The sequence below is a fragment of the Vibrio sp. HS-50-1 genome (assembly GCF_024747315.1).
GTDB lineage: Bacteria > Pseudomonadota > Gammaproteobacteria > Enterobacterales > Vibrionaceae > Vibrio > Vibrio diabolicus.
Genome location: NZ_JAMPZF010000024.1, coordinates 146502 through 171368, shown reverse-complemented (window position 1 = coordinate 171368; position 24867 = coordinate 146502). Strand labels below are relative to the sequence as shown.

Annotated in this window: 23 protein-coding genes; 14 read left to right on the top strand and 9 right to left on the bottom strand. The window is 45.7% G+C overall.

The genetic code is table 11. From position 1 onward, the window contains the following. Window positions 1–162 precede the first annotated feature (162 nt). The 5 genes from NDJ01_RS10460 to NDJ01_RS10440 form a co-directional block, all read right to left on the bottom strand. Window positions 163–975: a hypothetical protein gene (locus NDJ01_RS10460; protein WP_005390499.1), complete on the bottom strand. Its 813-nt coding sequence runs from the start codon at window positions 973–975 to the stop codon at window positions 163–165. Between the two features lie 173 nt (window positions 976–1148). Next, complete coding sequence (locus NDJ01_RS10455) at window positions 1149–4133, bottom strand: M6 family metalloprotease domain-containing protein (protein ID WP_258586668.1); 2985 nt, start codon at window positions 4131–4133, stop codon at window positions 1149–1151. 356 nt (window positions 4134–4489) lie between these two features. Continuing rightward, a complete protein-coding gene (locus tag NDJ01_RS10450; RefSeq protein ID WP_258586667.1) occupies window positions 4490–5857 on the bottom strand; it encodes a TrkH family potassium uptake protein in 1368 nt (455 codons plus the stop codon). After that, window positions 5854–6516 (bottom strand): TrkA family potassium uptake protein, encoded by a 663-nt coding sequence (locus NDJ01_RS10445; protein ID WP_006742864.1) that lies wholly within the window; start codon window positions 6514–6516, stop codon window positions 5854–5856. The genes NDJ01_RS10450 and NDJ01_RS10445 overlap by 4 nt, the downstream gene beginning before the upstream one ends. 253 nt (window positions 6517–6769) lie before the next feature. Further along, window positions 6770–7978 carry a DEAD/DEAH box helicase gene (locus NDJ01_RS10440; protein ID WP_258586666.1) on the bottom strand — a complete coding sequence of 403 codons (1209 nt, stop codon included), beginning with the start codon at window positions 7976–7978 and terminating at the stop codon, window positions 6770–6772. Window positions 7979–8154: 176 nt separating this feature from the next. Here NDJ01_RS10440 and NDJ01_RS10435 point away from each other — a divergent pair, with 176 nt between their 5' ends. Then, entirely contained in the window at window positions 8155–9459 is a 1305-nt protein-coding gene (locus tag NDJ01_RS10435; RefSeq protein WP_012842026.1) for a hemolysin family protein, read from the top strand. Window positions 9460–9468: 9 nt separating this feature from the next. On the opposite strand, the gene NDJ01_RS10430 is transcribed toward NDJ01_RS10435, so the two are convergent. From NDJ01_RS10430 to NDJ01_RS10415, 4 genes are all read right to left on the bottom strand, one after another. Then, entirely contained in the window at window positions 9469–10209 is a 741-nt protein-coding gene (locus NDJ01_RS10430; RefSeq protein WP_104971420.1) for a transglycosylase SLT domain-containing protein, read from the bottom strand. Between the two features lie 220 nt (window positions 10210–10429). Further along, window positions 10430–11674, bottom strand: a complete 1245-nt coding sequence (locus NDJ01_RS10425) for an NAD(P)/FAD-dependent oxidoreductase (RefSeq protein ID WP_258586665.1) — start codon at window positions 11672–11674, stop codon at window positions 10430–10432. Between the two features lie 7 nt (window positions 11675–11681). Continuing rightward, complete coding sequence (locus NDJ01_RS10420) at window positions 11682–12749, bottom strand: methyltransferase (protein ID WP_258586664.1); 1068 nt, start codon at window positions 12747–12749, stop codon at window positions 11682–11684. Between the two features lie 27 nt (window positions 12750–12776). Next, window positions 12777–13175: a hypothetical protein gene (locus NDJ01_RS10415; RefSeq protein ID WP_005390458.1), complete on the bottom strand. Its 399-nt coding sequence runs from the start codon at window positions 13173–13175 to the stop codon at window positions 12777–12779. 77 nt (window positions 13176–13252) lie between these two features. Here NDJ01_RS10415 and NDJ01_RS10410 point away from each other — a divergent pair, with 77 nt between their 5' ends. Genes NDJ01_RS10410 through NDJ01_RS10350 form a run of 13 tightly spaced genes read left to right on the top strand, consistent with a single transcriptional unit; the run spans window position 13253 to window position 24860 of the window. Continuing rightward, the gene (locus NDJ01_RS10410; protein WP_182019047.1) at window positions 13253–13981 is read left to right on the top strand and encodes a beta-ketoacyl synthase chain length factor; all 729 of its coding nucleotides are present in this window, start codon (window positions 13253–13255) and stop codon (window positions 13979–13981) included. Next, the gene (locus NDJ01_RS10405; protein ID WP_047009495.1) at window positions 13978–14745 is read left to right on the top strand and encodes a 1-acyl-sn-glycerol-3-phosphate acyltransferase; all 768 of its coding nucleotides are present in this window, start codon (window positions 13978–13980) and stop codon (window positions 14743–14745) included. The genes NDJ01_RS10410 and NDJ01_RS10405 overlap by 4 nt, the downstream gene beginning before the upstream one ends. Window positions 14746–14758: 13 nt before the next feature. Continuing rightward, complete coding sequence (locus NDJ01_RS10400; protein ID WP_005382278.1) at window positions 14759–15019, top strand: phosphopantetheine-binding protein; 261 nt, start codon at window positions 14759–14761, stop codon at window positions 15017–15019. A gap of 15 nt (window positions 15020–15034) precedes the next feature. Continuing rightward, a complete protein-coding gene (locus tag NDJ01_RS10395) occupies window positions 15035–15292 on the top strand; it encodes an acyl carrier protein (RefSeq protein ID WP_005382279.1) in 258 nt (85 codons plus the stop codon). Continuing rightward, window positions 15292–15852, top strand: coding sequence for a hypothetical protein (locus tag NDJ01_RS10390; RefSeq protein WP_228070055.1), 561 nt, complete (start codon window positions 15292–15294; stop codon window positions 15850–15852). Before NDJ01_RS10395 ends, NDJ01_RS10390 begins: the two co-directional genes overlap by 1 nt. A 4-nt stretch (window positions 15853–15856) precedes the next feature. Then, window positions 15857–17257: an AMP-binding protein gene (locus NDJ01_RS10385; RefSeq protein WP_258586663.1), complete on the top strand. Its 1401-nt coding sequence runs from the start codon at window positions 15857–15859 to the stop codon at window positions 17255–17257. Between the two features lie 10 nt (window positions 17258–17267). Beyond that, the gene (locus NDJ01_RS10380; protein WP_025504203.1) at window positions 17268–17636 is read left to right on the top strand and encodes a 3-hydroxyacyl-ACP dehydratase; all 369 of its coding nucleotides are present in this window, start codon (window positions 17268–17270) and stop codon (window positions 17634–17636) included. Next, window positions 17629–19335, top strand: coding sequence for a glycosyltransferase (locus NDJ01_RS10375; protein WP_258586662.1), 1707 nt, complete (start codon window positions 17629–17631; stop codon window positions 19333–19335). Before NDJ01_RS10380 ends, NDJ01_RS10375 begins: the two co-directional genes overlap by 8 nt. Next, window positions 19319–20872 (top strand): histidine ammonia-lyase, encoded by a 1554-nt coding sequence (gene hutH, locus NDJ01_RS10370; protein WP_258586661.1) that lies wholly within the window; start codon window positions 19319–19321, stop codon window positions 20870–20872. Before NDJ01_RS10375 ends, hutH begins: the two co-directional genes overlap by 17 nt. Continuing rightward, entirely contained in the window at window positions 20872–21318 is a 447-nt protein-coding gene (locus tag NDJ01_RS10365; protein WP_005388315.1) for a thioesterase family protein, read from the top strand. The genes hutH and NDJ01_RS10365 overlap by 1 nt, the downstream gene beginning before the upstream one ends. After that, window positions 21318–21938, top strand: coding sequence for an outer membrane lipoprotein carrier protein LolA (locus NDJ01_RS10360; protein ID WP_258586869.1), 621 nt, complete (start codon window positions 21318–21320; stop codon window positions 21936–21938). The genes NDJ01_RS10365 and NDJ01_RS10360 overlap by 1 nt, the downstream gene beginning before the upstream one ends. Continuing rightward, on the top strand, window positions 21910–24252 hold the full coding sequence (locus NDJ01_RS10355) for an MMPL family transporter (RefSeq protein WP_258586660.1): 2343 nt from the start codon (window positions 21910–21912) through the stop codon (window positions 24250–24252). The genes NDJ01_RS10360 and NDJ01_RS10355 overlap by 29 nt, the downstream gene beginning before the upstream one ends. After that, entirely contained in the window at window positions 24249–24860 is a 612-nt protein-coding gene (locus NDJ01_RS10350) for a DUF3261 domain-containing protein (RefSeq protein ID WP_258586659.1), read from the top strand. The genes NDJ01_RS10355 and NDJ01_RS10350 overlap by 4 nt, the downstream gene beginning before the upstream one ends. Window positions 24861–24867: the final 7 nt, after the last annotated feature.

The following is a 24867-nucleotide window of genomic DNA, read 5'->3' as shown; positions in this document are numbered from 1 at the left end:
TAAAAAGAAGTACTGCTGTCAGTATACGTGTGAACGTCACTGTCATTCAGCCATGAAATGGGCATGGGTATTTTGCGTGAATAACGCGAAGGCGGTAGGAAGGTATTAACCCGCTGCATACCACCTCACAAACGGAAGTGGTATGTAAAAGCGATCAAATGATTAAGCGGAAAACTCTTCACCCGTTTTTGGTGGCTCTGATGGTGTATCAAAACGAGCGCGTTCAATATCCACGACCGTTTTATAGCTCAACGATAACAAAGCCAACTGGTACGCACCGAAAATACCATAGGCAACACCCACAAGACTCAGCATGAAGAGGTTAGTAAAGTGACTAAAGATAAGCTGACTGAGCAATCCCGCGCCCAATGGAATTAAGCCCATCAAAATGAATACTTGTTTGTTGTATGGTCTGCTTTGGTTCCACGAACGACGCAAGCTGCGCGGCTGATGATCCATTGCGGTCGCTGGCAACACGAACGACCAGCGCGCCATCACCCAATATCCCGGAATGCTTGCAACCGTTGTGATAAATGCCATGGCGACAAAATCAGGTTCACCACTTTCTGCAATATAGAGAAACGACAACACAAAGATTGGGATACCAATGACGAGCATCATCATCAACCCAAATAATATCCACCAGCCAATGAAACGGAATTCTCTGGCTGACAAGCGAAATACATCCAACGCTGAGTGCATGTAATCGCCAACCAAATAAATTCGGTGTACACGCACAGCCGCCATCGCGGCAACAAGTGGGTATAAAATGATTGTGACGAAATAAAATCCCGCGATGTTTCCTTCTTGAGCGTTCGCTTGATCTTGCCCCGTCATTTCAGGATACATAAACACAAAAATTGAGTGCACGATGATCAATGGAATACAAGCAATGACAATTGCGAGTAGGTTCCTTCTGACCATAACTGCTGCTTCTCGGCATATTGCCGAAACAGAAAAGTCCTCGGTTGACATACAACATCCTTAATTTATAAAAATCTGCCCATAGGGTACCCGCTGAATAGAAAAATCGCTTTAAAAATAATGAGAAACACATCTCATAAGATAATGAGAGGTACTAGGAAGCAAAACGGGTACAAAAATAAGCCACTCAATGTGAGTGGCTTATACGGTAATTCGATATCGTTTTAGACGCGGCGTCGCCAGCCCAATGCAACAAGTAACATCAGAGCCCAATAAGAAACACTGCCACTACCTTCAGAGTTCTTGAATGTCGTTGTTTTCAAAGAAGCGACAACCGTCACGGTCACTTCACCTATTGCGGTAGCACCGTTGCCATCTGAAACCGTATATTGCAGCTTGATGTTATCAACCGCACTATCCGGAGCTTGAAAACGAATTTTGCCATTTTCTACACTCGCACTTCCCACGCCCGTTAGGTTCTGTACGCTTTCTACAACCAGTTTATCGCCATTCACATCCGAATCATTGCCAGCAGCATCAATCACAATGCTTTCACCAACGGCAACGGTCGCCGTATCTGCTAACGTGACTGGCGCTGCGTTTTGCATGGTTAAATTGACGGTAGCACTGGAGGTTTCATTACTTGGATCAGTAACGGTTAGACGGAATGTCAGAACCTCACCCGCTTTTATACCTTGAGGCACTGTAAAGCTTGCCGTAGCACTGGTCGAATTTCCGATAGAAACTGAAGTACCAGCCAATTGCTCCCATCGGTAGTTCAACACATCGCCATCCGCATCTGTGCTGTTTGCCGCCGACAATGTTACTTTCTGTCCAGCAGTAATCTTTTGGCTATCCACATCGATGAGCGCTTTTGGTGCTTCATTACTACCAAGTACTTCGACCTGCACGCTCACAACCGAAGACGAATACACGCCATCCGTAGACAGCAAACGATATTGGAAGCTGTCCAAACCAACGAAGTTAGCTTCAGGTTGGTATTGGTTGCCAGAAATGGTGCCGTGCTCAGGCTTCTGCACAATGTCCACATTGAACTGATATCCTATGGCCATGAAATCATTGTCCATCAAGTTCAGATCGATTGGCGTATTCTTATCGGTTTGCAGTGAGTCAGCTTTCGCTTCAACAATGTTGTTCGCCTCCACATTCAAGAGTGCTGCAAACGGAACATAAGAGAACCCGGCTTGCTCTAAACCAAACGTACCTATCTCATTGTAATTACCAGTCCACATTACAGGCAGGGATGATTTTTCAGTTTTTAGTAAGCGGCCAAAGTCAAAGTTCGATTCAAATTCACCGCCTTCTAATTCCACTACTAACAGGTGCTGACCCGCACTTAATTGGCTCGGTTGAGGGAATAAAATTCGGGATGGCTTTTGGAAGCTACCTTGCTGTAAAAGTTCAGCATTGTTCTGATCCAATATTAATCGGTAGCCCGCGTTACCTGAGAATGGGAATCGCCATACTCGATAAGTCATGTCACTTTGAGCGCTATTGCTTTGCGCGTAAAGTTGAAGACCATCAAGCTTTGTCTCAGCATTCAAATCCAATGATACCGCCAGAGTGTTACTGCCACTTGCGTACACATAACCTTGGTGAAGAGAGTTCAACCATGCCGATTTATTTGGCTCGTTTATATGCTCAAGAGAAAAACTGCCGCCGTTGGTATTGCTGGCAATGTTGGAAATACGAACCCCAGTATCAAACCCGGCGATCGCTCTCAGACCCGGGGTCGATGTATCTGAAATAACATTACCACCATTAGGATACAAATCGCCGGCATCACTGCTTCCATCATGTTCTAACTCACTCAGACCATCGGCCTGCATGATTTGAACCTGCATCGCGCCAACATCGTTAAAGCGATTCTGGACATTAACCGACGTCGCTAGTATGCCTTCTGCCGCCAATGCTCGGTCGTAACCGCTAAAGGTACGGTTTTCCAAATAAACGCGTGGGCCAAACTCTTTCAAGTATGGGTCGAGATACACCAGTTTGACATCGTCGTTGTTCACGGAAATAGGCATCGGGCTTTCATGAGTGATCGTTGGTACTACGAAACCAGCGGCGTGTTTGCTCCACGCACTCATGTTCACTGGCGTGTCTCCTGCGTATGAGTCTCCCGGTTTCTGTGCCCATGAACCACCGCCCATCACGCCCCAAGAACCGATCGAAGCATCACTGTTCCTTGCGTACAAATCCGGCAAGCCAAGCATTAAGTGGCCAAGCTCATGTACGATCACGCCTAACGTCGCTTGATGATCAACTTGGTAGTCAGCAAACACACAATAATCGGCAATTTTTTTGCCATCTAGTGTCACATCGTCGTGAGAGAATTTATGAGGCCAAATAGAAGGACGATCAAGGAATCCGGTTGAACGGTCGCCACCCGCAAAAATAAACATAACTGAGAGTTCTGACGGTTCTACGGTACCATTTTGATTGCTGTCGTAAGCCGAAAGATTAAAGTACGGATCCAGTTTTTGATACGCTTCGGTGAAGACCGCATTCAACTTGGCAGTGCAAGTCTTGTCAGTTGAGCTAGAGTGGCAGTTTGGGTGGTTTTGCGCCACGGTCACATTGATCACACCATCATTTGCGGTACCATAACTCTCAATCGCAGGGACAACTTTGAATTTCCCTTGAGAGTTTTTATCAAAATAATCGACAACGCTTTGACCATCGGTATTAAACACACGTTGTTCGAAGTCATGCACCATTGCTTGGTCATCAAAGGAGACTTGCACAACCAACAGTGGTTGTTGCTTCACCGATGAGCTACTCATCGCCTGATAACCTTGCGCCGAACGCAATAGATTTTGGCGCGCCATCGGGTCAATGGTTTTTAGAGAAGATAACTGCGGCTTAACTTGTAGATCCGGGCGAAACTTCGCCGATTCAGGCGCATCACTCGATTGAGTTTTAGCAACACCCGTCGAGCGTAACGTTGGGATGTCTGACTCGCGCTGAATCTGTGCAAAAAACCAAATGCCATCTTCATGAACCAAGGCATTACCTTGTTTATCTTCAAACCAGTGGAAATCGGCAGTGCCGCGTAAAATTGCCTCACTAGAGGTACCATCGCTCAACGCAATAGTATGCCAAACTGGTGATGGCGGAGTAGTTGCCATGCTCTTACCTGCAAGAAGCGCAGTTAGCATAGTCAAGGCGAGTGTGTTGAACTTCAAAGTACGGCTCCATCTTTTCGATTCGTTTAATTCCAAGCACAGCCAGTACACAGTAACCCATAAACATAGAATGAGGTTAAGTGGCTAACGACTAAGGCTGGTATCAATTCGCTCAGATAACACAATATTATTTAGCATCACGTTACAAAAGCGTCGGATGCCCAAATACTTTTGTAAGTGTGGCTTCCGAGGGTATAAATTGAGTGAATGAATAGTATCGAAACAAAAGGAAGAAGAAATAAACTTCTGCGACTTTGTAGATAAAATTGGGCAACGTACCACATATTTTATAAATGTACGAGCACTGCTATTAATCAGTGCTCGTTATGGTCGGTGGGGTGCAGATAAACACTACTTTACCCTGTAAGAACGGCGTCTTCTGGGTATTTGATTAAGGTAGGTTCAGGGCGGGCCAACATGTAGGCAAGCGTGAGTGGCCCGATACGACCAATGATCATTACCACGATCATAATGTACTTGCCAGTTTCAGAAAGCTCTGCCGTCAAACCAGCGGTAAGTCCTACCGTCGCAAATGCGGAAATGGTTTCAAACATGACCTTATCAAAGCTTGCCTTCTCTGTGAGCATCAATAAAAACATCGCGCTTGTCAGAATGGCGCCGCTCACAACGATAATGGCGAGTGACTTAGTCACGGTTTGCCAGTTTACGGTTCGTTTAAACATAACCACGTGTTTCTTTTGGCGCAAAAAGGTCCACGTAGCCACGAACGCAACGGCAAATGTGGAAACCTTAATACCGCCCCCCGTTGAGGTGGACCCAGCACCAATCAACATCAAAACAATCATGATCAATAAAGCTGGCTGGGTAAACTGCGCCAAGTCGACACTGTTGAATCCGGCCGTTCGAGCACTAGCGGATTGGAAGAAAGCCGCCAACCATTGACCCGTCAAAGGTAACGATTCCATTGTATTTGGGTTACTCCGCTCGAGTAACCAAAACATCACCGTCCCAACGAGGAGCAATATCGGTGTCGCGATAAGCATGATTTTGGTATGAAGATGCAAAAAGTGGAAACCTTTACGCCAGTTCAGCCAGATATCTCCGACAACAGTAAAACCAAGCCCACCAAAAATGAATAACCCGGCCAGGGTAAAGATAACCAGCGGGTCATTCACAAAGCTCATCATGCTGTCCGAAAACAGAGCAAACCCTGCGTTGTTAAACGCAGAAATTGCATGAAATAACGCGTAAAACATGCCGGTTTGCCAGCCCATTTCAGGAACCCAACGAATGGAAAGGAAAATAAACCCAATAGATTCTGCGACAAGCGCAAAAATCACAATCCGCTTCACCAGTCGGTTTAAGTTGACCTGTCGATCTTGCCCTAGCGCTTCTTTCGCTAACGCTTGCTGGCGTAAGCTTAAACGCACACCAAACATATAGAGTAAAACCGCCGACAACGTCATCTGTCCCAACCCACCGATTTGCATTAAAAACATCAGCAAGATTTTTCCGGCTAACGTAAAGTGCTGCCCGGTATCGACAACACCAAGCCCTGTCACACTGATGGCGGATGTTGCGGTAAACAAAGCGTCCGTTATCGAAAGGCCCGTAACAGAAAAAACCGGCAAAGTTAACAGCACGGCAGAAGGCAGCAATACACCGAGAAAACTCAGCAATATAATCCGCGGCTCGTTACCCTTTGCTTTTTCTCGTTTACCATCTGGCGCGTAAAAAACGCCTTTTTGATGAAACTGCGTCATAGTGATTTTAATTTATTTGCTAGCGCATCTTGCGGGCCAACCACAATAATGAGATCGCCAATTTCCAGCTTGGTATTAAGGTCTGGCGCCTTGGTAATCTCTGGCCCCCGTTTAAACCCGAGTACTTGCACACCGTCGACTTTGCACAGTGCGAGGTCACTTAATGTCTTACCCATCCAACGAGATCCAATCACAAACTCCGTCATGGCTAAGCCACTACCTAAAGGGTGGAACTCAAGAACCCGTTTATCGAGCATTTTACGCGCGACACGTATCCCCATGTCACGTTCAGGCATGATAATGTGGTCCGCACCAATCTTTTGCAGGACACGCGCTTGAAATCGATCGTTGGCTTTAACCCATACTGACTTCACTCCCGCTTCTTTGGCGATCAGTGTGGCGAGAATACTGGCGTTAACGTCCGCTCCGATAGCAATCATCACCATGTCGTAATCATCAAGCTTAAGCTCAGCAACCGTCTCTTCGTGAGTACAATTAGCCACAATTGCCTGACTAACAAAACTGGCAGCTTCTTTAACTCTGTCTTCGTTGATATCAACCGCTAAAACTTGAGCTCCTGAATCTTGTAGCTCTTTACACACTGCCAAACCAAATCGGCCAAGACCAATAACGGCGAATTGCTTATCACCTGTTTTCATTTATGCCTCATCTTATGCATTCACTAGCAAGCAAAAAAGTCTGCGCCCATTCCTAACCTTGTGCAAACCTGAGGACAGAGAATTGACAAAAGCTTTACGAAAGCTGACTCACTTTGAGTGTTAAGCGTATGACATAAATTAACTTTTTTCCTCATTACGGCATAAAAGCCAACACTGTCAACCCATGAGTGAAACTCCCTAAAACGCAAAAAGCCGCAACAATGCGGCTTTTGGATCGTAGAGATAAAACAGGCTATTTTGATTCGCGCTTATCGTGCGGTTTACGTTTGTTCTTAGGTACGTAATTTAAAATAGAAATCGGCACTGGCTTTCTTGGTGCAAAGCCGTCAATTTCCACTCGCTCTAGCAAGTGCCCTAAACGGCTCTCGATCATACAAAGGTTTTTAAAATCATCTTTTGAGACTAATGAGATCGCTTCACCTTGTGCGCCAGCACGACCAGTACGACCAATACGGTGTACATATTCATCTGCTGGATACGGTAAGTCGTAGTTAATAACAACGGGCAAGTTATCGATATCAATACCGCGCGCTGCAACACCAGTTGCGACTAGGTACTGGATTTCACCGGCTTTGAACTTTTCTATTAATTCTTGGCGAACACGCTGATTACGGCCACTGTGAAACGCTTCAGCCACAATGCCGCGCTTTTCAAGTTGGCTAACAAGCTTGGCAGCACCGTGTTTGGTTTCAATAAATACCAGTACTTGTGACCAGTCGTTTTCTTTGAGCATGTGACTTAACAGCGACGACTTCATGTCCTTATCGACGGTGGTGATCCACTGTTTGATGTTCGACTTAGATGCACTGTGTTTTGCAATCGTGATCTCTTCAGGATCAATAATCGCGTTTTTCGCCAAATCACGAACAGGGTTAGATAGCGTTGCCGAGAACAGCAGACTTTGAACATGTTCTGGCATGCAATCAACGATCTTATCAATCGCATCGATGAATCCCATGTCCAACATTTTGTCCGCTTCATCAAGCACTAGCATTTCCACTTCATCAAAGTGAATAGCGCGTTGACCGTACAGGTCAATCAAACGTCCCGGCGTACTTACCACAATATCGACACCCTCGATCAAGGCTTGTTTTTGTGGCACATAATCCACACCACCAAACATCGCCATTGAGCGCAGCGGTAAGTTTTTACCATAAGCTTCAATGCTTTGATGAACCTGAAGCGCAAGTTCGCGTGTGGGCGTAAGAATAATAGCGCGAGCGCGTTTTTTACGTTGCGTTTCGCCTTGACTAAGCTTTTCTAAGATTGGTAGAACAAAACTGGCCGTTTTACCTGTCCCCGTTTGTGCTGCAGCAATTAAGTTGCTACCACGCAGTACGATTGGAATGGCTTTTTGTTGGATAGAGGTCGGTTTTTCATAACCTAGCGCTTTTACTGCATCAGTAATAGATGCGCTTAAACCAAGCTTAGAAAATGGCATAGAAACGTCTCAACAGAGGAAATGGGCGCGTAGTGTATCAGAATCCCAGTGAAGTAACAGAAGGATTCATGCGCGTAGAGCCCGATAATAGAGCGCTGCATGATTTACTCGCAACATCACATTTCTTGCGCGTGAATCTAGTTATGCTGCTAACGTGTACATTACTGGGAAACGTTATGGACGTATTACTGCTGGTTGGATTAATCGCACTCAATGGCGCGTTTGCTATGTCAGAGATCGCTCTAGTCGCAGCCAAAAGCGGAAGGCTAAAATTAATTGCAGAACACAACGCCTCTGCCGCTTTAGCGCTCGAACTTAAAAACAATCCGACTCAGTTTCTTTCCACGATCCAAATAGGCATTACCGTCATCGGGCTATTAAGTGGTATTTTTGGTGAAGCAACGCTTTCAGTACCATTCGAAAATTGGTTAGTAACCCAAGGGCTAGAAAGAGAGATAGCCACGGTACTTTCAACGATGAGCGTCGTGCTCATGATCACCTACTTCGCGATTGTGGTGGGAGAACTCGTTCCCAAGCGCTTTGCACAAAACAACGCAGAAACCATCGCTATTATCGTAGCTTATCCGATCCACTGGCTCGCCAAGCTCACCACTCCTTTTGTCTTCTTATTGACGTTTTCAACCGATACTTTTCTCCGATTATTGCGCCAAAACGACAGCAACGGTGAGATTGTTACCGAGGAGGATATTTTTGCTATTGTTAGCGAAGGCTCTGAGTCCGGTGCGATTGAGCCACAAGAGCAATTGATGATTCGCAACTTACTCCACCTTAACGATCGTTTAGCATTATCGTTAATGACACCACGGTGCGATATCCATTACCTAGATGCCAACCAACCTATTGATGTCATCCTTACTGACCTTCGCCAAACCCAACACTCCGTATGGCCAGTCTGTAAGGGTAGTTTGGACAATATTATTGGTACCATTTCATCCAAAGTCCTGCTCGATGAATATGACGAATTGTCTATCAGTAAACTGGCTAAACAGCTCAAGCGTCCGCGTTTTGTACCCGAGTCCATGAAAGGGTTACCTCTCCTTAACTACATGCAACAAACCAGTGCGGAAATGGTCTTTATTGTCGATGAGTATGGTGATGTACAAGGCCTAGTAACCCTTTACGACTTGTTAAAGTCAATTGCTGGAGAACTGGGCATGGCTCCACAGCAAGTGTGGGCCAAGCAACAAAAAGATGGCAGCTGGTTGATGGACGCGTTGATCCCGCTCAATGAGCTCAAGAATAAACTCGAACTGAGCAGCATAGAAGGCGAAGAGCGAGAAGGCTTTCAAACATTAAATGGGCTTTTGACATGGCTTTATGGTCGAGTCCCAAATGTTGGGGAGCACATTCACTACCAAGGTTGGCGATTTGACATACTCCTCGTTAAAAAACATCGCATTATGCAAGTCAGAGTCACCAAAGACACCGATACACCAACCAACAATAGCGAAGTTGAATAAAACACGGCCCTATCCCATCAAATTGGGCTGTAAACCTTTCTCTAGTTTTTTCCGTACTTTATAGGAAACATCATTAAGCGTGATTTTTCCTGTATTGTGACGATCGATACCCGCATTTTGTCGGTATGCAATCGAGCCTTGCTTGAACAAAACGAAAGAAGACGGTTTGCCAATCGCAGCAGGATAGAGAATTGCCATATACGTATCTTCCAGACTATTAATTTTATGGCGATATGGCCAGTAATAGGCTTTTACATAGTCAAGTTGCTCGACCGCGCTCATCCTCGCAAGAGTTTTCGTACTCACTCCTAATGACTCAGCGGTAGAGGGCATAAATTGAATTAACCCTGTCGCCCCACTTCCTGAACCATTTTTGATGCTTGGACTGAAGGTTTCAGCGGTTTCAAATGCCATGCAGGCCATCAGATGATTAGGGTTGATCTCCAGCTCTTCACTAATACGAATGACTTTGCATTTGAACTCTGGAGAAACTTTGCCTCCCCACGCCACCGCGTTATCGGGATCAACAACCGAAGAGACCGTTGGCGCGTCGTGTTCTTTGACAATTCGAGAAAGTAAAGGAAGTGTTTGGCGTAGTCGATGGTTCGAACTCACCAAGCGAATTGATTTGGCAAGAAACTTATCTTTTTTTTGGTGCAGTTTTTGGAACTTTACTAATTTATACAGTTGCTTATAAACCGTTTTCACAACGAAGCCGGATTTAGGGAACACTCCCAAAATGTAATCCATTTCCTACACGTTTAATATAAATATCAGCAACAATGAGTATGTATGTGATCATAATCACTATAAATTTTCTCAAATTCGATACACCTCGAAACAAGTGGTCAAGATGTCTCCAGTAAGCTCGAAGTACAAATAAAAAGGTATTGTCGAGAATAAAAAAGGTCTTACCAATTTCTCGGTAAGACCTAGGTTTACGCATCCTCAGCTAAGAGAATTTATACTCTTACAGTTCCGCTTCTCGAACCAGCTCAGCGAGCGTCGACAAACGTTGTTCGCTTTGTTTTACGTAAGGGTTGTTTGTATCCCAAGCGTACCCAGCCAAAATCGCGCTAATCATCTGCTTAATACGTGGATTCGGGTTTTGATAGAAGATCACATCTTGCAATGTGCCGCTGTACCACCCCTCCACATAAGTGCGGAATGTGTTCACCCCCACCATCAAGCGTTCCGAATACTCTTCTTGCCAATCAACCACTTCACCATTTAATTGACGAACCACGCAATCGGCCGCAAATTCCGCCGACTTCATGGCAATGGTGACGCCAGATGAAAACACAGGATCAAGAAACTCGCCGGCATTACCAAGCAGTGCGTAGTTTTCTGTCGCTAAGCGTTTGACGTTCGCTGAATAGCCACCCAACTCTCCTGTTGGATTTGGGTACTTCGCGTTTCGCAACACAGAAGCCAACCCCGGCTCTTCATTCGCCAACTGCTGCAAAGCTGCAAGCTTATCCTCTGGGTATCGCTCAAAAAACTCAGGCTCACCCACCACACCAAACGAACACGTACCATTCGAGAATGGAATCAGCCAGTACCACACATCGTGATTTTCAGGATGTACGGAAATCAGAATTTTATTGCGATCGTACTCTGGCTCTTGTGGAGAGATACGATCTTCAATATGAGTAAATATCGCTTTTCTTGGAGGAAGACAAGAAGGCTCTTCAAGATCCAACAAGCGTGGCAAAACACGGCCAAAACCACTCGCATCCAAAACAAAATCAGCTTCGATTTGATAGGTCTGTTTATCCGGCCCAACAACTTCTAAGCGCGATTTTTTGCCTTCAAACGCCAAGCTAACTAGCTCATGTTGATAACGAATATCGACGCCCTGCTCTGCGGCACTGTCGGCGAGCACTTTATCAAAACTGGCACGTTGCACCTGAAACGTCGTACCCGGCCCTGGGGTATATTTGTCCGTAAAATCGAACTGGGTGTAAACACCATTGCGACGAAATGCAGCGCCATCTTTATATTGGAAGCCAAACTGCTTTACCGCATTGGTCATTCCGGCTTGCTCGACAACCTCCATACATGCAGGAAGCAGGCTTTCTCCGATAGAGAAACGTGGAAAGGTGGCTTTTTCTATGACAACGACATCTATGCCACGCGATTTTAATAACGCAGAAACGGTGGAGCCAGATGGGCCCGCTCCTACGACGACAACTTGCTTGAGCTCTGTTTTCATTCTGAATTTAGTTTGCTTGTAGTTTTAATAAGGTGTGACCAAGGCCAATGTTGTCGGTTCTTTCGGCGACAGATAAACCTGCCGCTTCGACAATTTCTAAGAAATCATCACTGCGATAAAAACGACTATTGCCGTTGGCTAAACAGGTAAAGTAGAGAGAGGTTGCATTAAGACTATAGGAAGCACCCGCGTATTTTTGGGCATCCCAAAATAGCTCCAATACGTAAATAGTATCTCCCTTCGTTAACTGGGCTTTGACTTTTTTAAGGATATTTAGGATCTCAATTGGTGAAAAGCAATCCAAGAACTGGCTCATCCACCATACGTCAGCATGCTCAGGCAATGTTTGTGCTTTATCAAGCATGTTGGCAGGGTATGGACGTACACGCTCGGCGAACTGGTTTTCTGAGACATTTGACATCGCCACTTCTAATTGCTGCGGCAAATCGACAATGGTAACTTCAACATCAGGATCATGATTACAACACTGAATAGCCCATTTCCCGGTATTTCCGCCAATATCCACGAGGTGCTTTGGCTTGCTTGCAAACACTTCTTTAAGCAGTAATGGAAACGAGCGATCCGAATAGAAGTGATCGAACTTAAACCAACTCTGTTTGGCTTGGTCTGGCAGCGTCGACAGACCTTGATAAATCGTCTCCCAATTGCCCAACTCTTTCAAACCTGAAGGCTTACCTTCTTGAATCGCTTCCGTCAGATGCATCATCGCGGCGTAACAGACATCAGCCGTAAAATCCATGTTTGCGTTCGTCATACCATCGTGAAGAAGGTAAAAACCAAGGTTCGCAAGCGAATAGTTAGGTCTTTCCCATAAAACAATATGTGCGCTAATCGCCATATCCAACAATACTTTGACACCATATTCTGACACGCCCGTTTTCTCGGCAATGTCCGTGGCACTCATGCCTTGTGAACCGGCGCTGTCTAGCGCGGCTAAAATACCTAAATCTCGGAGCGTTCTGGCGGTCTGGAACACGATTGGTGCAAAAGATAACTTCTGAGCTTCTGTTTTTGCTTCAAAAGCATTAAAAGGGTCATTATTTTGATTTAACACGGAAAAACCTAACTGCAATTAATATTTTTATTGTTTAGACTGAGAGCCTAACAATGCAATAGCTCGTTGAATATCAACATTCAAGTTGTTTATCCAACGATTGTAATTGCGATGGATTTTGCCATCACTGGCTTTTAGATTTACTGAGTTGAGATAAATAATTGAGTAATATTTGTTGTTATATGGAATTTTTACTTCTGCAAAGTGTTTACGAACGTGAATTTTTGCAATAAGAACACCTGGGCTTACTTCTTCAATCGTCCAACCTCGGTTGGTTGCCGATTGCACAATGGCCATTTTTACTTGTTTATTTTGAAGATCATAAGCAACTGGAGTATCCTCCACATTCATTACAGGTTGTACTCGTCCACAACCGACAAGAAGCAAAGTTAATAATAACGAGACATACAGCTTAAAACGCGACATGATAATTTCCTTTTTTATTATGACTTTGGGTAAAGCCCAATTTGTATCGAGCTGTAAAATAAACAATTTAACCCAATATGCCAAACTCGAAGATCAACATTTCGTTCAATATTGATGCGTGGACAGCGAATTCATTCGGTTTATCCGAATCCAATGAATGGAAACAATGGGCAACAGAGATAACATGGCCAGAAGATGGCAAAATCAATGTTGCAGATATTCCTGCGATGATGCGCAGAAGAATGAGTCCACTTAGCAAACTGGCAGTGCAAACGGCAATCGAATTGCTTAATCAACATCAGGTTGATTACCTCGTATTTTCGAGTCGTCATGGCGAATTGCATCGCAGTGTTGCGTTAGTTAAAGATATTATTAACGGAGAAGAAGCGTCTCCGATGGCTTTTTCTCAGTCCGTGCATAATACCGCCGCAGGGCTTGCCACTATTGCAACCAAACAACCCATCCCCCTAACTTCGATCGCTGCGGCAGAAAACACATTCCAAAGTGCAATATTAGAAGCATGGCTGTTTTTATCTGATAATCCTGATAAAAAAGTCCTGCTTGTTGATTTTGATGAGCCTATGCCTGACTCTTATTTAGAATATGAAAACCAACAATACCAAGGGTTTGGACTCGGCTTGATACTTTCTCATGGAGATGGCTTCACGGTGCAAAGCGGCATCAGTGCAAAATGCTCAAACCACCCGTTGCCACAAGGCTTAGCGTTTTTGCAACACTACTTGTCAGATGAAAATCAGTGGACTATTCACGCTCCGCAACAAATTTGGGAATGGCAAAAGCAATGAGTCGCTTAAATCAGTATTGGCGTGTGCTAGCAACCGGCTTTTGTTTTTCAGTATTTGGGTTAGGTGGTTTAACACTGAGCTTCATTGTTATTCCGACCATTCGTATTTTCGTTTCGGATCAAACCGAACGTGAATATAAAGTTCAAGGTGCGATTCGATATTCATTCAACACCTTTTGTAAATTGATGAAGTTAAGTGGAGCAATCGATTACGAAATTATTGGTGCCGATATTCTTCAACAAGATCGTAATTGTTTAATTGTTGCCAACCATCCTAGTTTAATCGATTACGTTCTCATTGCTTCACAATTAAATCGCTGCGACTGTTTAGTAAAATCGGCAATATGGTCGAATCCTTTTATGAAGCACATCGTAAAAGCAGCCGGATATATTCCCAATGAAGCGCCGGATGATTTATTAGCACTTTGTGATGAACGATTTAACAAAGGCAACGTGTTGCTTATATTTCCTGAAGGGACAAGAACAACACCTGGTGTAGAACCAAAATTACAACGCGGCGCAGCACAAATTGCGGTAAGAACAGAACGAGATTTAAGGGTTGTCCATATTACGGTAACGCCAAGTTTCCTCACAAAAGAGAAAAAATGGTATCAAGTACCGGCAACAAAGCCTTTTTTCAGGGTTGAAGTTAAGGATAAAGTTGAGATTGACCCTTTTATAAAGCAAACTACGTCGCCGACAATAGCGGCGCGACGCTTACAACAGCACCTAGCTGAAAACATTTTTCCAGAAAACTTTTATTAATAAGCAGGTCCCAGTGGAACAGTTACACAACGACATTAAGCAACTTATTATTGATGCTTTAAACCTTGAAGATTTAACCGTAGATGATATTGAAACGGATGCACCACTTTTTGGTGATGGACTTGGCTTAGATTCTATCGATGCACTTGAGCTTGGACTCGCAATTAAAAAACAATACAACATCGTTATTGATGCCGACGACTCAAACACGCGCGAACACTTTGCTTCTGTAGCAAACCTAGCGAAATACGTTTCTTCTCAAACTAATGAATAAGTTGTAGGTATATTCATGACTGATGTAAATAAAGATCAAGTATTTGAACAAGTTAAAGATGCGCTTGTTGAGCTGTTCGAAATTGACGCAGCCGACATTCAGTCAGATGCGCACTTATACCAAGATCTCGACCTTGATAGCATTGACGCCGTTGATTTGGTCGTACACCTACAGAATGTCACTGGCAAAAAAATCAAGCCAGCAGAGTTTAGTGCTGTAAGAACCGTTGACGATGTGGTTAATGCCGTCACTGAGTTATTGAAGGAAAGTTAATGCGCCAATTGCTGACTGGTCTGTCTGCAATTGTACTGTTTGCCTACCCCTTCGCTGTCTATTTCGGTATAGATAAATTTGGCTTGAACTTAGTCGGGGGCTTGTTAATTGCTGCGTTACTTTTGCGTGTTTTCGTCGCAAATAAGACCCCACTAAAAGAGTTTAAATTCTTGGCGCTCGCTACGGGCGCTGTTGGCATTGTTCTAATTACACTTGGCATGGTGTTTAAACAACACGGGTGGCTTCAGTTTTACCCTGTAGTTGTCAATGTATGTATGCTGTGTGTCTTTGGACTGAGCTTAAAACAGCCGCAATCGATCATAGAGAGGCTTGCTCGCTTGCAAGAGCCCGACCTTCCAGCTAGTGGCGTGGCTTACACTCGCAAAGTGACGATGGTTTGGTGCGTTTTTTTTACGCTCAATGCTGCCGTTGCGCTCTATACCTGTTTCCTACCAGTAAAAATATGGACGCTTTATAACGGCCTCATCAGCTACTTACTTGCTGGTGGCTTGTTCGCTGGAGAATGGATCGTGCGTCAATTTGTTCGAAAGGAACACTAATCGTATGAATACAACGTATTCGAGCTTTACCTCCCTAGCGACCTTGTTCGTCGCAGAGAGGTCTGAGCAATCCCCTGTCTCTTACGATCGCGACATAGTTATCACTTGGGGTGATTTCCAGCAGCACGTCGCAACACTTGCTCAGAAGTTAGAAACCCAGCCAATGCAAAACATTGCGTTGTGTTTTGGCAACAGCTACCTGTTTGCCGTTGGCTTTTTTGCTTGTTGCCACGCAGGAAAATCCATTGTATTGCCTGGTAATTACCAACCAGAAGCACTCAAAGAACTCAGTGAGCACTACGATTTATTGCTGCACGATGCCGATGTCTCTGTTCCAGAACAGGTGAGTTCACTCCTAGTAAAAGCTCAATCATTGCTAGACATCACCTTGATTCACGAGCAACAGGTAGACCAACCTTATGTTTGGCGTGAATTGAATCTGGCACAAATACCAGTGACGCTATTCACTTCTGGTTCAAGCGGCAAACCAAAAGCCATTGCAAAAACGCTGAAACAGCTCGATATCGAAGTGTCTATTCTAGACAACCTATGGGGCGACACGGTTGCCAACACACGCGTTGAAAGCACCGTCTCTCATCAACACATATACGGCTTGCTGTTCCGCGTATTGTGGCCTTTGTGCTCTGCACGTCCATTTTCAGCACACAACCTTGAGTTCCCAGAGCAAATTGTCCATCACGCCGATGCTGACACCACGCTAGTAAGCAGCCCTGCGTTACTAAAACGACTCAGTGAAGAGCATAATCCGGTTGCGATTCGGTGCGTATTTTCTTCTGGTGGCCCCTTGCCAAACCAAGCCGCGCAACACAGCCAGCTGTTGTTTGGATCACTTCCTATTGAAGTTTTTGGCAGTACAGAAACCGGCGGCATCGCTTACCGTCAGCAGCACGTAGCCAGCACTCCTTGGACGTTATTCCCTGGTGTTGAAGCCGAGCTTAACCATGAAAATTGTTTAAAGCTCCGCTCGCCACACATTGATGAAAACACTTGGTACCAAACTGCGGATGAATGCTATTTCCATGATAGTATTTCTTTTGAATTGCGTGGACGCACTGACCGAATCGTCAAAGTCGAAGAAAAGCGTATTTCCCTTGTCGAAGTGGAAAAACGTTTAGAGCAACTGCCGTGGGTTCAAGAAAGCGTGGTGATCCCAATGGAAGAATCTGGTCGCCTCACGTTAGTCTCGATCATCGTACTTAACGATAAAGGCGGTGATGTGCTTAATGAACTCGGTAAAGGCAAGTTTTGGCTTGAGCTTCGCAAGGCTCTGCGTAATTGGCTAGAGCCGATCGCTATCCCGAGAAAATTCAGAGTGGTCGACGAAATTCCATTGAACAGCCAAGGCAAACGCCAAGTTGCTGAAATTGAAAAACTATTCCAATAAAGCTAGTAACATGGAAAAAAGAAAACCAACTATTCAGAATATTGAAGTGAGCGACCACACCGCGGAGCTATCGCTGCGTGTGGATGCTGACATCTTAGATTTCCAAGGTCATTTCAGTCACTTCCCTCTTTTACCAGGCGTCACTCAAATTGATTGGGCGCTGTTCTACGCCGTTCAACATTTGAATACTCCCAAGGTATTTAAAGGAATGGAAGTCATCAAATTTCAAGAGCCGATTCTGCCAAACGCCGACGTTTGCCTCTCACTCTCTTGGGACAATGAGCGTGAGAAATTGACCTTTAAGTACACATCGAAAAGCGGTGAAACCTTGGTGACTCACTCTTCAGGCAAAATGAAACTGGGTGAGTCACGTGAGTGATTACCGTCCCTGCTTTTTAATTCCTTGCTACAACCACGGCAGCACAATTGCAGACGTGGTGGCGTCGTTATCCTCTTTCGCTTTGCCAGTGCTGGTCGTGGACGACGGCAGCAATGAAGACACCAAACAAGCGCTTTCAGCGTTGAGTGAGCAAGGGCTGATAAAACTGATTAGTTTGAGTGAAAACCAAGGCAAAGGTGGCGCGGTGATGGCTGGCCTACATCAAGCTCACCAGCTTGGTTTTACGCACACCATTCAAGTCGACGCAGACGGTCAACACGACCTAGAAGCACTACCCAAATTGCTCAGCGCCAGCGAAACAAAACCAGATAACCTGATTTCTGGCCAACCGATATACGACGAGAGCGTACCTAAATCCCGTTTGTATGGTCGCTACGCTACGCACGTGTGGGTGTGGATAGAAACCTTGTCACTGTCTATCAAAGACAGCATGTGCGGTTTTCGCGCCTACCCAGTGGCGAAAACGGTCGCCGTGTTGAACAAGTACAACATCGGCAAACGCATGGATTTTGATATCGAAATTCTGGTGCGAATGTACTGGGAAGGCGTCGATATTGATTTTGTTCCAACTCGCGTGATCTACCCTGAAGGTGGCATTTCCCACTTCGACGCATTGTGGGATAACGTCAAGATAAGCTGGATGCACACTCGCCTATTTTTTGGCATGTTGCCGCGCATCCCTTCGCTACTCGCCAGAAAGCGCCGTAACACAGATGACAGCAATGCCCACTGGTCTAAACGAAAAGAACAAGGCACAATTTTAGGCATCAAAACCTTACTCGCGGTTTACCGCTTGTTCGGCAGAAAAGCGTTCGACCTGATTTTGAAGTTAGTCATGCGCTACTACCACTTCACGGGTAAATCTGCCCGCGAAGCGTCTGAGATTTACCTGAACAACTTACAGCACTACGCAGCGCAGCAGAACATCGCACTGCCAAAACAGTTGGACAGCTATCATCATCTGCTTTCTTTTGGGCGTACCATGCTCGACAAACTGGCAGCATGGCAAGGTGACTTTAACGTCGATAACCTAACCATTCACGGCCAGTATCATTTCGAAGAGATGGCGCAGAAAAAACAAGGCGTGCTCATTTTAGGCTCGCACCTTGGCAATATCGAACTCTGCCGCGCGCTTGGTCGTCGACACTCTCATGTCAAAATCAATGCCTTGGTATTTACCCAACACGCTGAACAATTTAATGCGGTAATGAAGGCGGTAAACCCAAATTCGGAACTGAATCTGATTCAAGTCAGCTCAATGGGACCAGACACCGCAATTCTACTTCAACAAAAAATCGAGCAAGGCGAGTGGGTGGTGATCGTTGGCGATCGCACTTCCACCAGCAAAGAAAATCGTGTCGTTTGGGCAGATTTTCTTGGTAAACCTGCACCATTCCCGCAAGGCCCATTCATGCTAGCCTCGGTATTAAAAGCGCCGGTTTACCTACTCTTCGGCCTACGCGACGACGAAGCAAACACTCCGCATTTTAATGTGTACTTTGAACACTTTAGTGACCAAATCACGCTACCGCGCAAGGAGCGTCAGCAGGCACTAGAACACGTTGTTCAACAGTACGCACACAGATTAGAACACCACACACTGCAAGCGCCGTTACAGTGGTACAACTTTTTTAACTTCTGGACTTTAAGTAATCAGCCACATGACAAACAACAATAATCACAACATCACTTTTGGTGCCCAATCTTTAACCATCGAAGATGTCGTTGCCATTGCTCAAGGTGCAAAGGCAAACATGAACACCTCGCCAGAATTTACCGCGAAAATTGATCGTGGCGTGGCGTTTCTGGAACGATTACTGAAAGAAGAAGGCGTTATTTACGGCGTGACTACGGGTTACGGCGATTCATGTACTGTGGCGATTCCACCCGCTCTTGTGGATGAACTTCCGTTGCACCTTACGCGCTTCCATGGCTGTGGCTTAGGTCAAATCCTTTCTCATGAGCAAGCTCGCGCGGTGTTGGCGACACGTTTATGTTCATTGTCGCAAGGCGTATCTGGCGTGTCTCACGATCTGTTGAACCAAATCGTTACGCTTATCAACCACGACATTGCGCCGCGTATTCCACAAGAAGGCTCGGTGGGCGCAAGCGGCGATTTGACGCCTCTGTCTTACCTAGCGGCGACCTTAATTGGCGAGCGTGAAGTGCTTTACAAAGGTGATGTGCGACCAACACAAGAAGTGTTTGCAGAGCTGGGCATAGAGCCAATTCGCCTAAAACCAAAAGAAGGTTTGGCGTTAATGAACGGTACATCCGTGATGACTGCCCTCGCCTGTCTTGCCTACAAACGCGCAGAATACCTAGCGCAGCTTTGCACCAAGATTACCGCGATGGTCTCTGTGGGTATGCAAGGTAATGACTTCCACTTTGATGAAGCGTTGTTTGCGGTAAAACCTCACCCTGGTCAACAGCAAGTTGCGGCTTGGCTGCGTGATGATCTCAATGCTGAACGTCCGCCACGCAATAGCGACCGACTGCAAGATCGCTACTCGCTGCGTTGCGCGCCACACGTAATTGGCATGATGCAAGACTCCCTGCCTTGGCTACGTCAATTGATTGAGAATGAACTAAATAGTGCCAACGACAATCCAATTATCGATGGCGACAACGAGCGCGTTCTGCACGGCGGTCACTTCTACGGTGGTCATATCGCAATGGCGATGGATACGTTGAAAGTGAACATTGCCAACTTGGCTGATTTGCTGGACCGTCAGATGGCGCAACTGATGGATTACAAGTTCAATAACGGCCTGCCGTTTAACTTAACCGGTGCAGAAGGCGAGCGTAAACCGATCAACCACGGCTTTAAAGCGGTTCAGATTGGTATCTCAGCGTGGACGGCAGAAGCGTTGAAAAACACCATGCCAGCGAGCGTTTTTTCTCGCTCAACCGAATGTCACAACCAAGACAAAGTGAGCATGGGCACCATTGCGGCTCGTGATTGCTTACGCGTACTTGAGTTAACAGAGCAAGTTGCTGCGGCTTCACTGCTGGCAAGCGTTCAAGCGGTTGAGATTCGTCGCCGTCATAACGAATTGGACGAACACCACATGAGTCAGAGTTTGCGAGTCATTCGTGACGCCGTACTGAGCGAGTTTGAATTTGTGATTGAAGATCGCCCATTAGAACAAGATTTGCGTCATTTCATTGAACGCATTCAGCAACGTCATTGGCCACTCTACGCGGAGGTATAATGCAAGAGCAGGTTCTCTACCCATTAGAAGCGGAGGTGACTATGGTCACCTCATTCCAAGATGCTGACCCGATGGGCGTGATTTATCACGGCAACTTCTTTCGGTATTTTGAAGAAGCGCGTCGTGTGCTGATGGAGAAGATTCAATACAGCTATCGCGATATGCAAGACTCTGGGTATATGTGGCCGATCATCGACACGCGCGTTAAATACGTCAAGGCGATTCCGTTTAATCACACCATTCGTATTACCGCGCAACTCACTGAGTGGGAAAACCGCTTGCGTGTGGATTACGTGATTTACGACGCCGAAACGAATCAACGTATGTGCAAAGCGCATACAACGCAAGTCGCCGTATCCATTGAAAAGCAAGAGATGTGCTTTGTTTCTCCAGCAGTTTTTTTAGATAAAGTAGAGCAATGGCACAACCATGGGAGTCTGAACTAATGCAAAAGTGGTTACTCTCTTTTTTGTTGATATTTTCTGTTCCAGCACTGGCCACACCGACAGCAAACGTAACGGATTTGGCGTCGCTTCAACAGCAGTTGTCTCAGCATGAAATCGTACGCGGAGATTTTACGCAGCAGCGTCATCTGGAAATGTTCAGTCAACCTCTAACCTCTAAAGGTCAGTTCACACTGAGCAAAACACATGGCTTGTTGTGGCAACAAACAGAACCTTTCGCAGTCAATTTGGTATTGACGGAAAACAAACTTCGTCAGACTTTTGCCGACCAAGCACCGAAAACGATCTCTGCACAAGAAAACCCAATGGCGTTCTACTTTAGCCACGTGTTTTTATCCGTGTTCCACGGGGATACTTCTGCACTGCAAGAACAATTCACACTCGATTTTTCAGTTGAGAACAATCAATGGCAGCTCGTTTTAGTGCCCAAACAGTCGCCATTAAATGCGGTGTTTCAATCCATTACTCTTTCCGGTAAAACGCACATTGATCGCCTAACCCTACAAGAGCTGCGTGGCGATAAGACCGAAATCACGTTTACGAACCAGACCTCTCTACCTCAGGAACTCACGGATGCCGAAGTCGCTCAATTCCGTTTCTAAACTCAGTCTCGGCACTCACACCTTTGCTCTGGTTTGGCTCAATCTCGTTGTTTTAGCGGGCGCGTTGCTACTCAAACAATGGGTTTGGAGTGCAGAGTCTCCGATTGAGACCAACATTTTAAAACTGCTGCCTAAGAACCAACAAAACCCGGTGGCTGAGCAAGCCTTTGAGTCGGTCTCGGCAAGTATGAGCGACAAAGTCATTTTCGTGATCACAGCGCCGGACAAAAACGCCCTTTTTGCAGCGGCTGCAGAGTTTGATAAGGAGTTACGCCAAAGTAATCATTTTCGCGATGTGGTGGGAAAAATCTCACCTCAAGAGCAGCAAGCTTGGGCGAGTTACTACTTTAAGCACCGCTTCCAATTGCTGACGCCTGAACAACGAGAGCGTTTAAGCCAAAATCCAGAACAGCAAGTTCAGCATGTGATTCAGTCTCTGTACAACCCGTTTTCCGGAGTGACCGGGCAAGAGTTACAAAATGACCCTTTCTTGCTATTTCGTGATTATTTAAGCCAAGTTACCCAGCAATCTTCCTCTTTCCGATTGGATAACGGCTATCTATCCGTCGAAAAAGACGGTGCTCAATACTTGCTTATTACTGCCGAACTAAAAGACTCACCTTATAGCCTAACTGGACAGCTTGCAGTCCCTGATATTCAAGCACTAGAACAAAACGTCGCGCAGAAATATGGCGCTGAAGTCGCACATACTGGCGTTCTATTTTACGCCGACTTTGGTACGCAAAGTGCAAAATCGGAGATCAGCACCATCGGTGTATTCTCTCTGCTCGGTATCATTGCATTGTTCGTGTTGGTCTTTCGTAGTGTGATGCCACTGTCTCTCGCACTGCTTTCCATCACCATTGGTTTGCTCGTTGCGTTGTCCGTTACGACGTGGATTTTTGGAAAAGTCCATCTGTTCAGCTTAGTGTTTGGCGCAAGTTTAATCGGCGTGTCTATCGACTACGCATTCCACTACCTAACGGAACGTCTTGCGGCGGGAAATGAATGGGATAGCGAGCAAGGGTTAAAGCATATTTTCATAGCGATCACACTGGGCTTAATCACCAGTTTGATCGGCTATTTGGGCATGTTGGTGGCACCGTTTCCTGGTTTGCAGCAGCTTGCGCTGTTTTCATCCATTGGTCTGATTGCCGCTTACATCACCGTGGTGGCTTGGTATCCGATACTGGCTCGTAACCCATCGCGATCCATTTCGAACTTACCAGGACAATCATTGTTGGCGAAATGGCTAACGCTTTGGAATCAACCTCGAATTAAAGTCGGATTGCCGATGTTATGTGTGGTTGTGAGTGGCTTTTTCTTGCTGCAATTGAACTACGATGACGACATTCGTCTGCTGCAAACGATGCCGAACGATCTCAAGCAGCAAGAAACCTTGATTACGACGCTTAGTGGCATGCAATCTTCGCAGCAAATGTTGGTCATTACCGCCGACGATGACGAAAACCTAATGAAAAAGCTGGAGTCTTTGACGCCAACTTTAGAAGCGTGGAAAACGGACAGCACCATCGAAAGCTACCAGAGTCTGAGTCGCTACTTGAGCTCAGTGGAACGTCAGCAACAAGACTATCAATTGATTCGCGATCTTTACGCGACACAATCCAGCCCACTTGCTTCCGGGCTGAGCTTAAGTAAAAAGCCTAAAATGGACGCCGACTTTATCCCTGTCACGGTTGAGCAGTACTTGCAAAACCCGGTATCAGCACCTGTACGTTTTCTTCATTTGGGTAAGATCAAAGGAAAATCGGCAACGGTTGTGGTGTTAAACCAATTGCAAGACTCCGCTGTTGTTAAGGCATTTGCCAAATCACAGTCTGATGTTGTCTACCTAAACAAAGCTGAAGAAATATCCACCCTATTTGGTGAATACCGAATCAAAATCATGGAGCTATTGGCAGCCGCCAGTGCTGTGATCTTTCTGGTATTAATCAAGCGGTACGGTCTGCAACACAGTTGCCGAGTTTTACTGCCATCATTGATTGCTTGCGCCTGCGGTCTTGCAACTGCTGTCGCGATGGGAACAACATTAAACCTGTTCAACTTGCTTGGCTTGGTGCTCATTCTTGGTATAGGGATCGATTACACTCTGTTCTTTGCCGAGAAAGCCCGCAGTGTGAGCACACTATTGGCGATCACCCTTTCGGCAATCACCACTGTGCTGTCATTTGGGTTGCTGTCACTCAGCCAAACTCACGCGATTCACAGTTTCGGCATTACGGTGTTAAGTGGTATTTTTGTCGCTTGGCTACTCTCTCCGATTGCGATTAAAACAGAGGAAACGACGTCATGATTTTTAACCATGCTTTTCGCTGCGCGACGTTAATCGCACTGAGTCTATTTTTAAGTGCATGCAGCTTGGTACCTCACCAATCGACGCCTCAAGTCGATGTTGCTGAGAACACCCAAGTTAACCTACCGACTCCAGCCAGCTTAAGTTACCAGCTGGCTGCCAGCCAATTGATTACGGCCTCTTGGGTAATTGATGGCAAACCCACATCTGAGCAACTTCCGGTGCAACTGCAAGTGACTAGCAACGAAGTGGTACTGGCAGGCTTCTCATCCTGGGGGACGCGAGTGCTCTCACTGTCTTACGATGGAGAACAAATTCAAACCGAAGTGCTCAACGGTTTACAAGGTTCGCTACCGCAGCCAGAACAGGTATTATTTAACCTGATGATCACGCTCTGGCCGAGTTCCGCTTGGGAAGGCTCGTTAAATGAGGTAAGGTGGCGAATTATTGATAAAAATAATTCTCGCGCCATCTTTGATAGCGACGGTGAAAAGATCATTGAGATTCAATACAGCTCTTCGAACAAGTTAGAGGGTGAGATTGATTTTCATCACCTCAAACATCAGTTTTCAATTTCTATTCAAACACTGCAACATCAGATTAATTAAGAACAAT

Excerpts from the sequence above, each read along its gene's own strand:
- NDJ01_RS10460 (WP_005390499.1), bottom strand. The coding sequence starts at position 975 with ATGTCAACCGAGGACTTTTCTGTTTCGGCAATATGCCGAGAAGCAGCA.
- NDJ01_RS10450 (WP_258586667.1), bottom strand. The coding sequence starts at position 5,857 with ATGACGCAGTTTCATCAAAAAGGCGTTTTTTACGCGCCAGATGGTAAA.
- NDJ01_RS10445 (WP_006742864.1), bottom strand. The coding sequence starts at position 6,516 with ATGAAAACAGGTGATAAGCAATTCGCCGTTATTGGTCTTGGCCGATTT.
- NDJ01_RS10440 (WP_258586666.1), bottom strand. The coding sequence starts at position 7,978 with ATGCCATTTTCTAAGCTTGGTTTAAGCGCATCTATTACTGATGCAGTA.
- NDJ01_RS10435 (WP_012842026.1), top strand. The coding sequence starts at position 8,155 with ATGGACGTATTACTGCTGGTTGGATTAATCGCACTCAATGGCGCGTTT.
- NDJ01_RS10430 (WP_104971420.1), bottom strand. The coding sequence starts at position 10,209 with ATGGATTACATTTTGGGAGTGTTCCCTAAATCCGGCTTCGTTGTGAAA.
- NDJ01_RS10425 (WP_258586665.1), bottom strand. The coding sequence starts at position 11,674 with ATGAAAACAGAGCTCAAGCAAGTTGTCGTCGTAGGAGCGGGCCCATCT.
- NDJ01_RS10415 (WP_005390458.1), bottom strand. The coding sequence starts at position 13,175 with ATGTCGCGTTTTAAGCTGTATGTCTCGTTATTATTAACTTTGCTTCTT.
- NDJ01_RS10410 (WP_182019047.1), top strand. The coding sequence starts at position 13,253 with ATGCCAAACTCGAAGATCAACATTTCGTTCAATATTGATGCGTGGACA.
- NDJ01_RS10405 (WP_047009495.1), top strand. The coding sequence starts at position 13,978 with ATGAGTCGCTTAAATCAGTATTGGCGTGTGCTAGCAACCGGCTTTTGT.
- NDJ01_RS10395 (WP_005382279.1), top strand. The coding sequence starts at position 15,035 with ATGACTGATGTAAATAAAGATCAAGTATTTGAACAAGTTAAAGATGCG.
- NDJ01_RS10390 (WP_228070055.1), top strand. The coding sequence starts at position 15,292 with ATGCGCCAATTGCTGACTGGTCTGTCTGCAATTGTACTGTTTGCCTAC.
- NDJ01_RS10385 (WP_258586663.1), top strand. The coding sequence starts at position 15,857 with ATGAATACAACGTATTCGAGCTTTACCTCCCTAGCGACCTTGTTCGTC.
- NDJ01_RS10380 (WP_025504203.1), top strand. The coding sequence starts at position 17,268 with ATGGAAAAAAGAAAACCAACTATTCAGAATATTGAAGTGAGCGACCAC.
- hutH (WP_258586661.1), top strand. The coding sequence starts at position 19,319 with ATGACAAACAACAATAATCACAACATCACTTTTGGTGCCCAATCTTTA.
- NDJ01_RS10365 (WP_005388315.1), top strand. The coding sequence starts at position 20,872 with ATGCAAGAGCAGGTTCTCTACCCATTAGAAGCGGAGGTGACTATGGTC.
- NDJ01_RS10360 (WP_258586869.1), top strand. The coding sequence starts at position 21,318 with ATGCAAAAGTGGTTACTCTCTTTTTTGTTGATATTTTCTGTTCCAGCA.
- NDJ01_RS10355 (WP_258586660.1), top strand. The coding sequence starts at position 21,910 with ATGCCGAAGTCGCTCAATTCCGTTTCTAAACTCAGTCTCGGCACTCAC.
- NDJ01_RS10350 (WP_258586659.1), top strand. The coding sequence starts at position 24,249 with ATGATTTTTAACCATGCTTTTCGCTGCGCGACGTTAATCGCACTGAGT.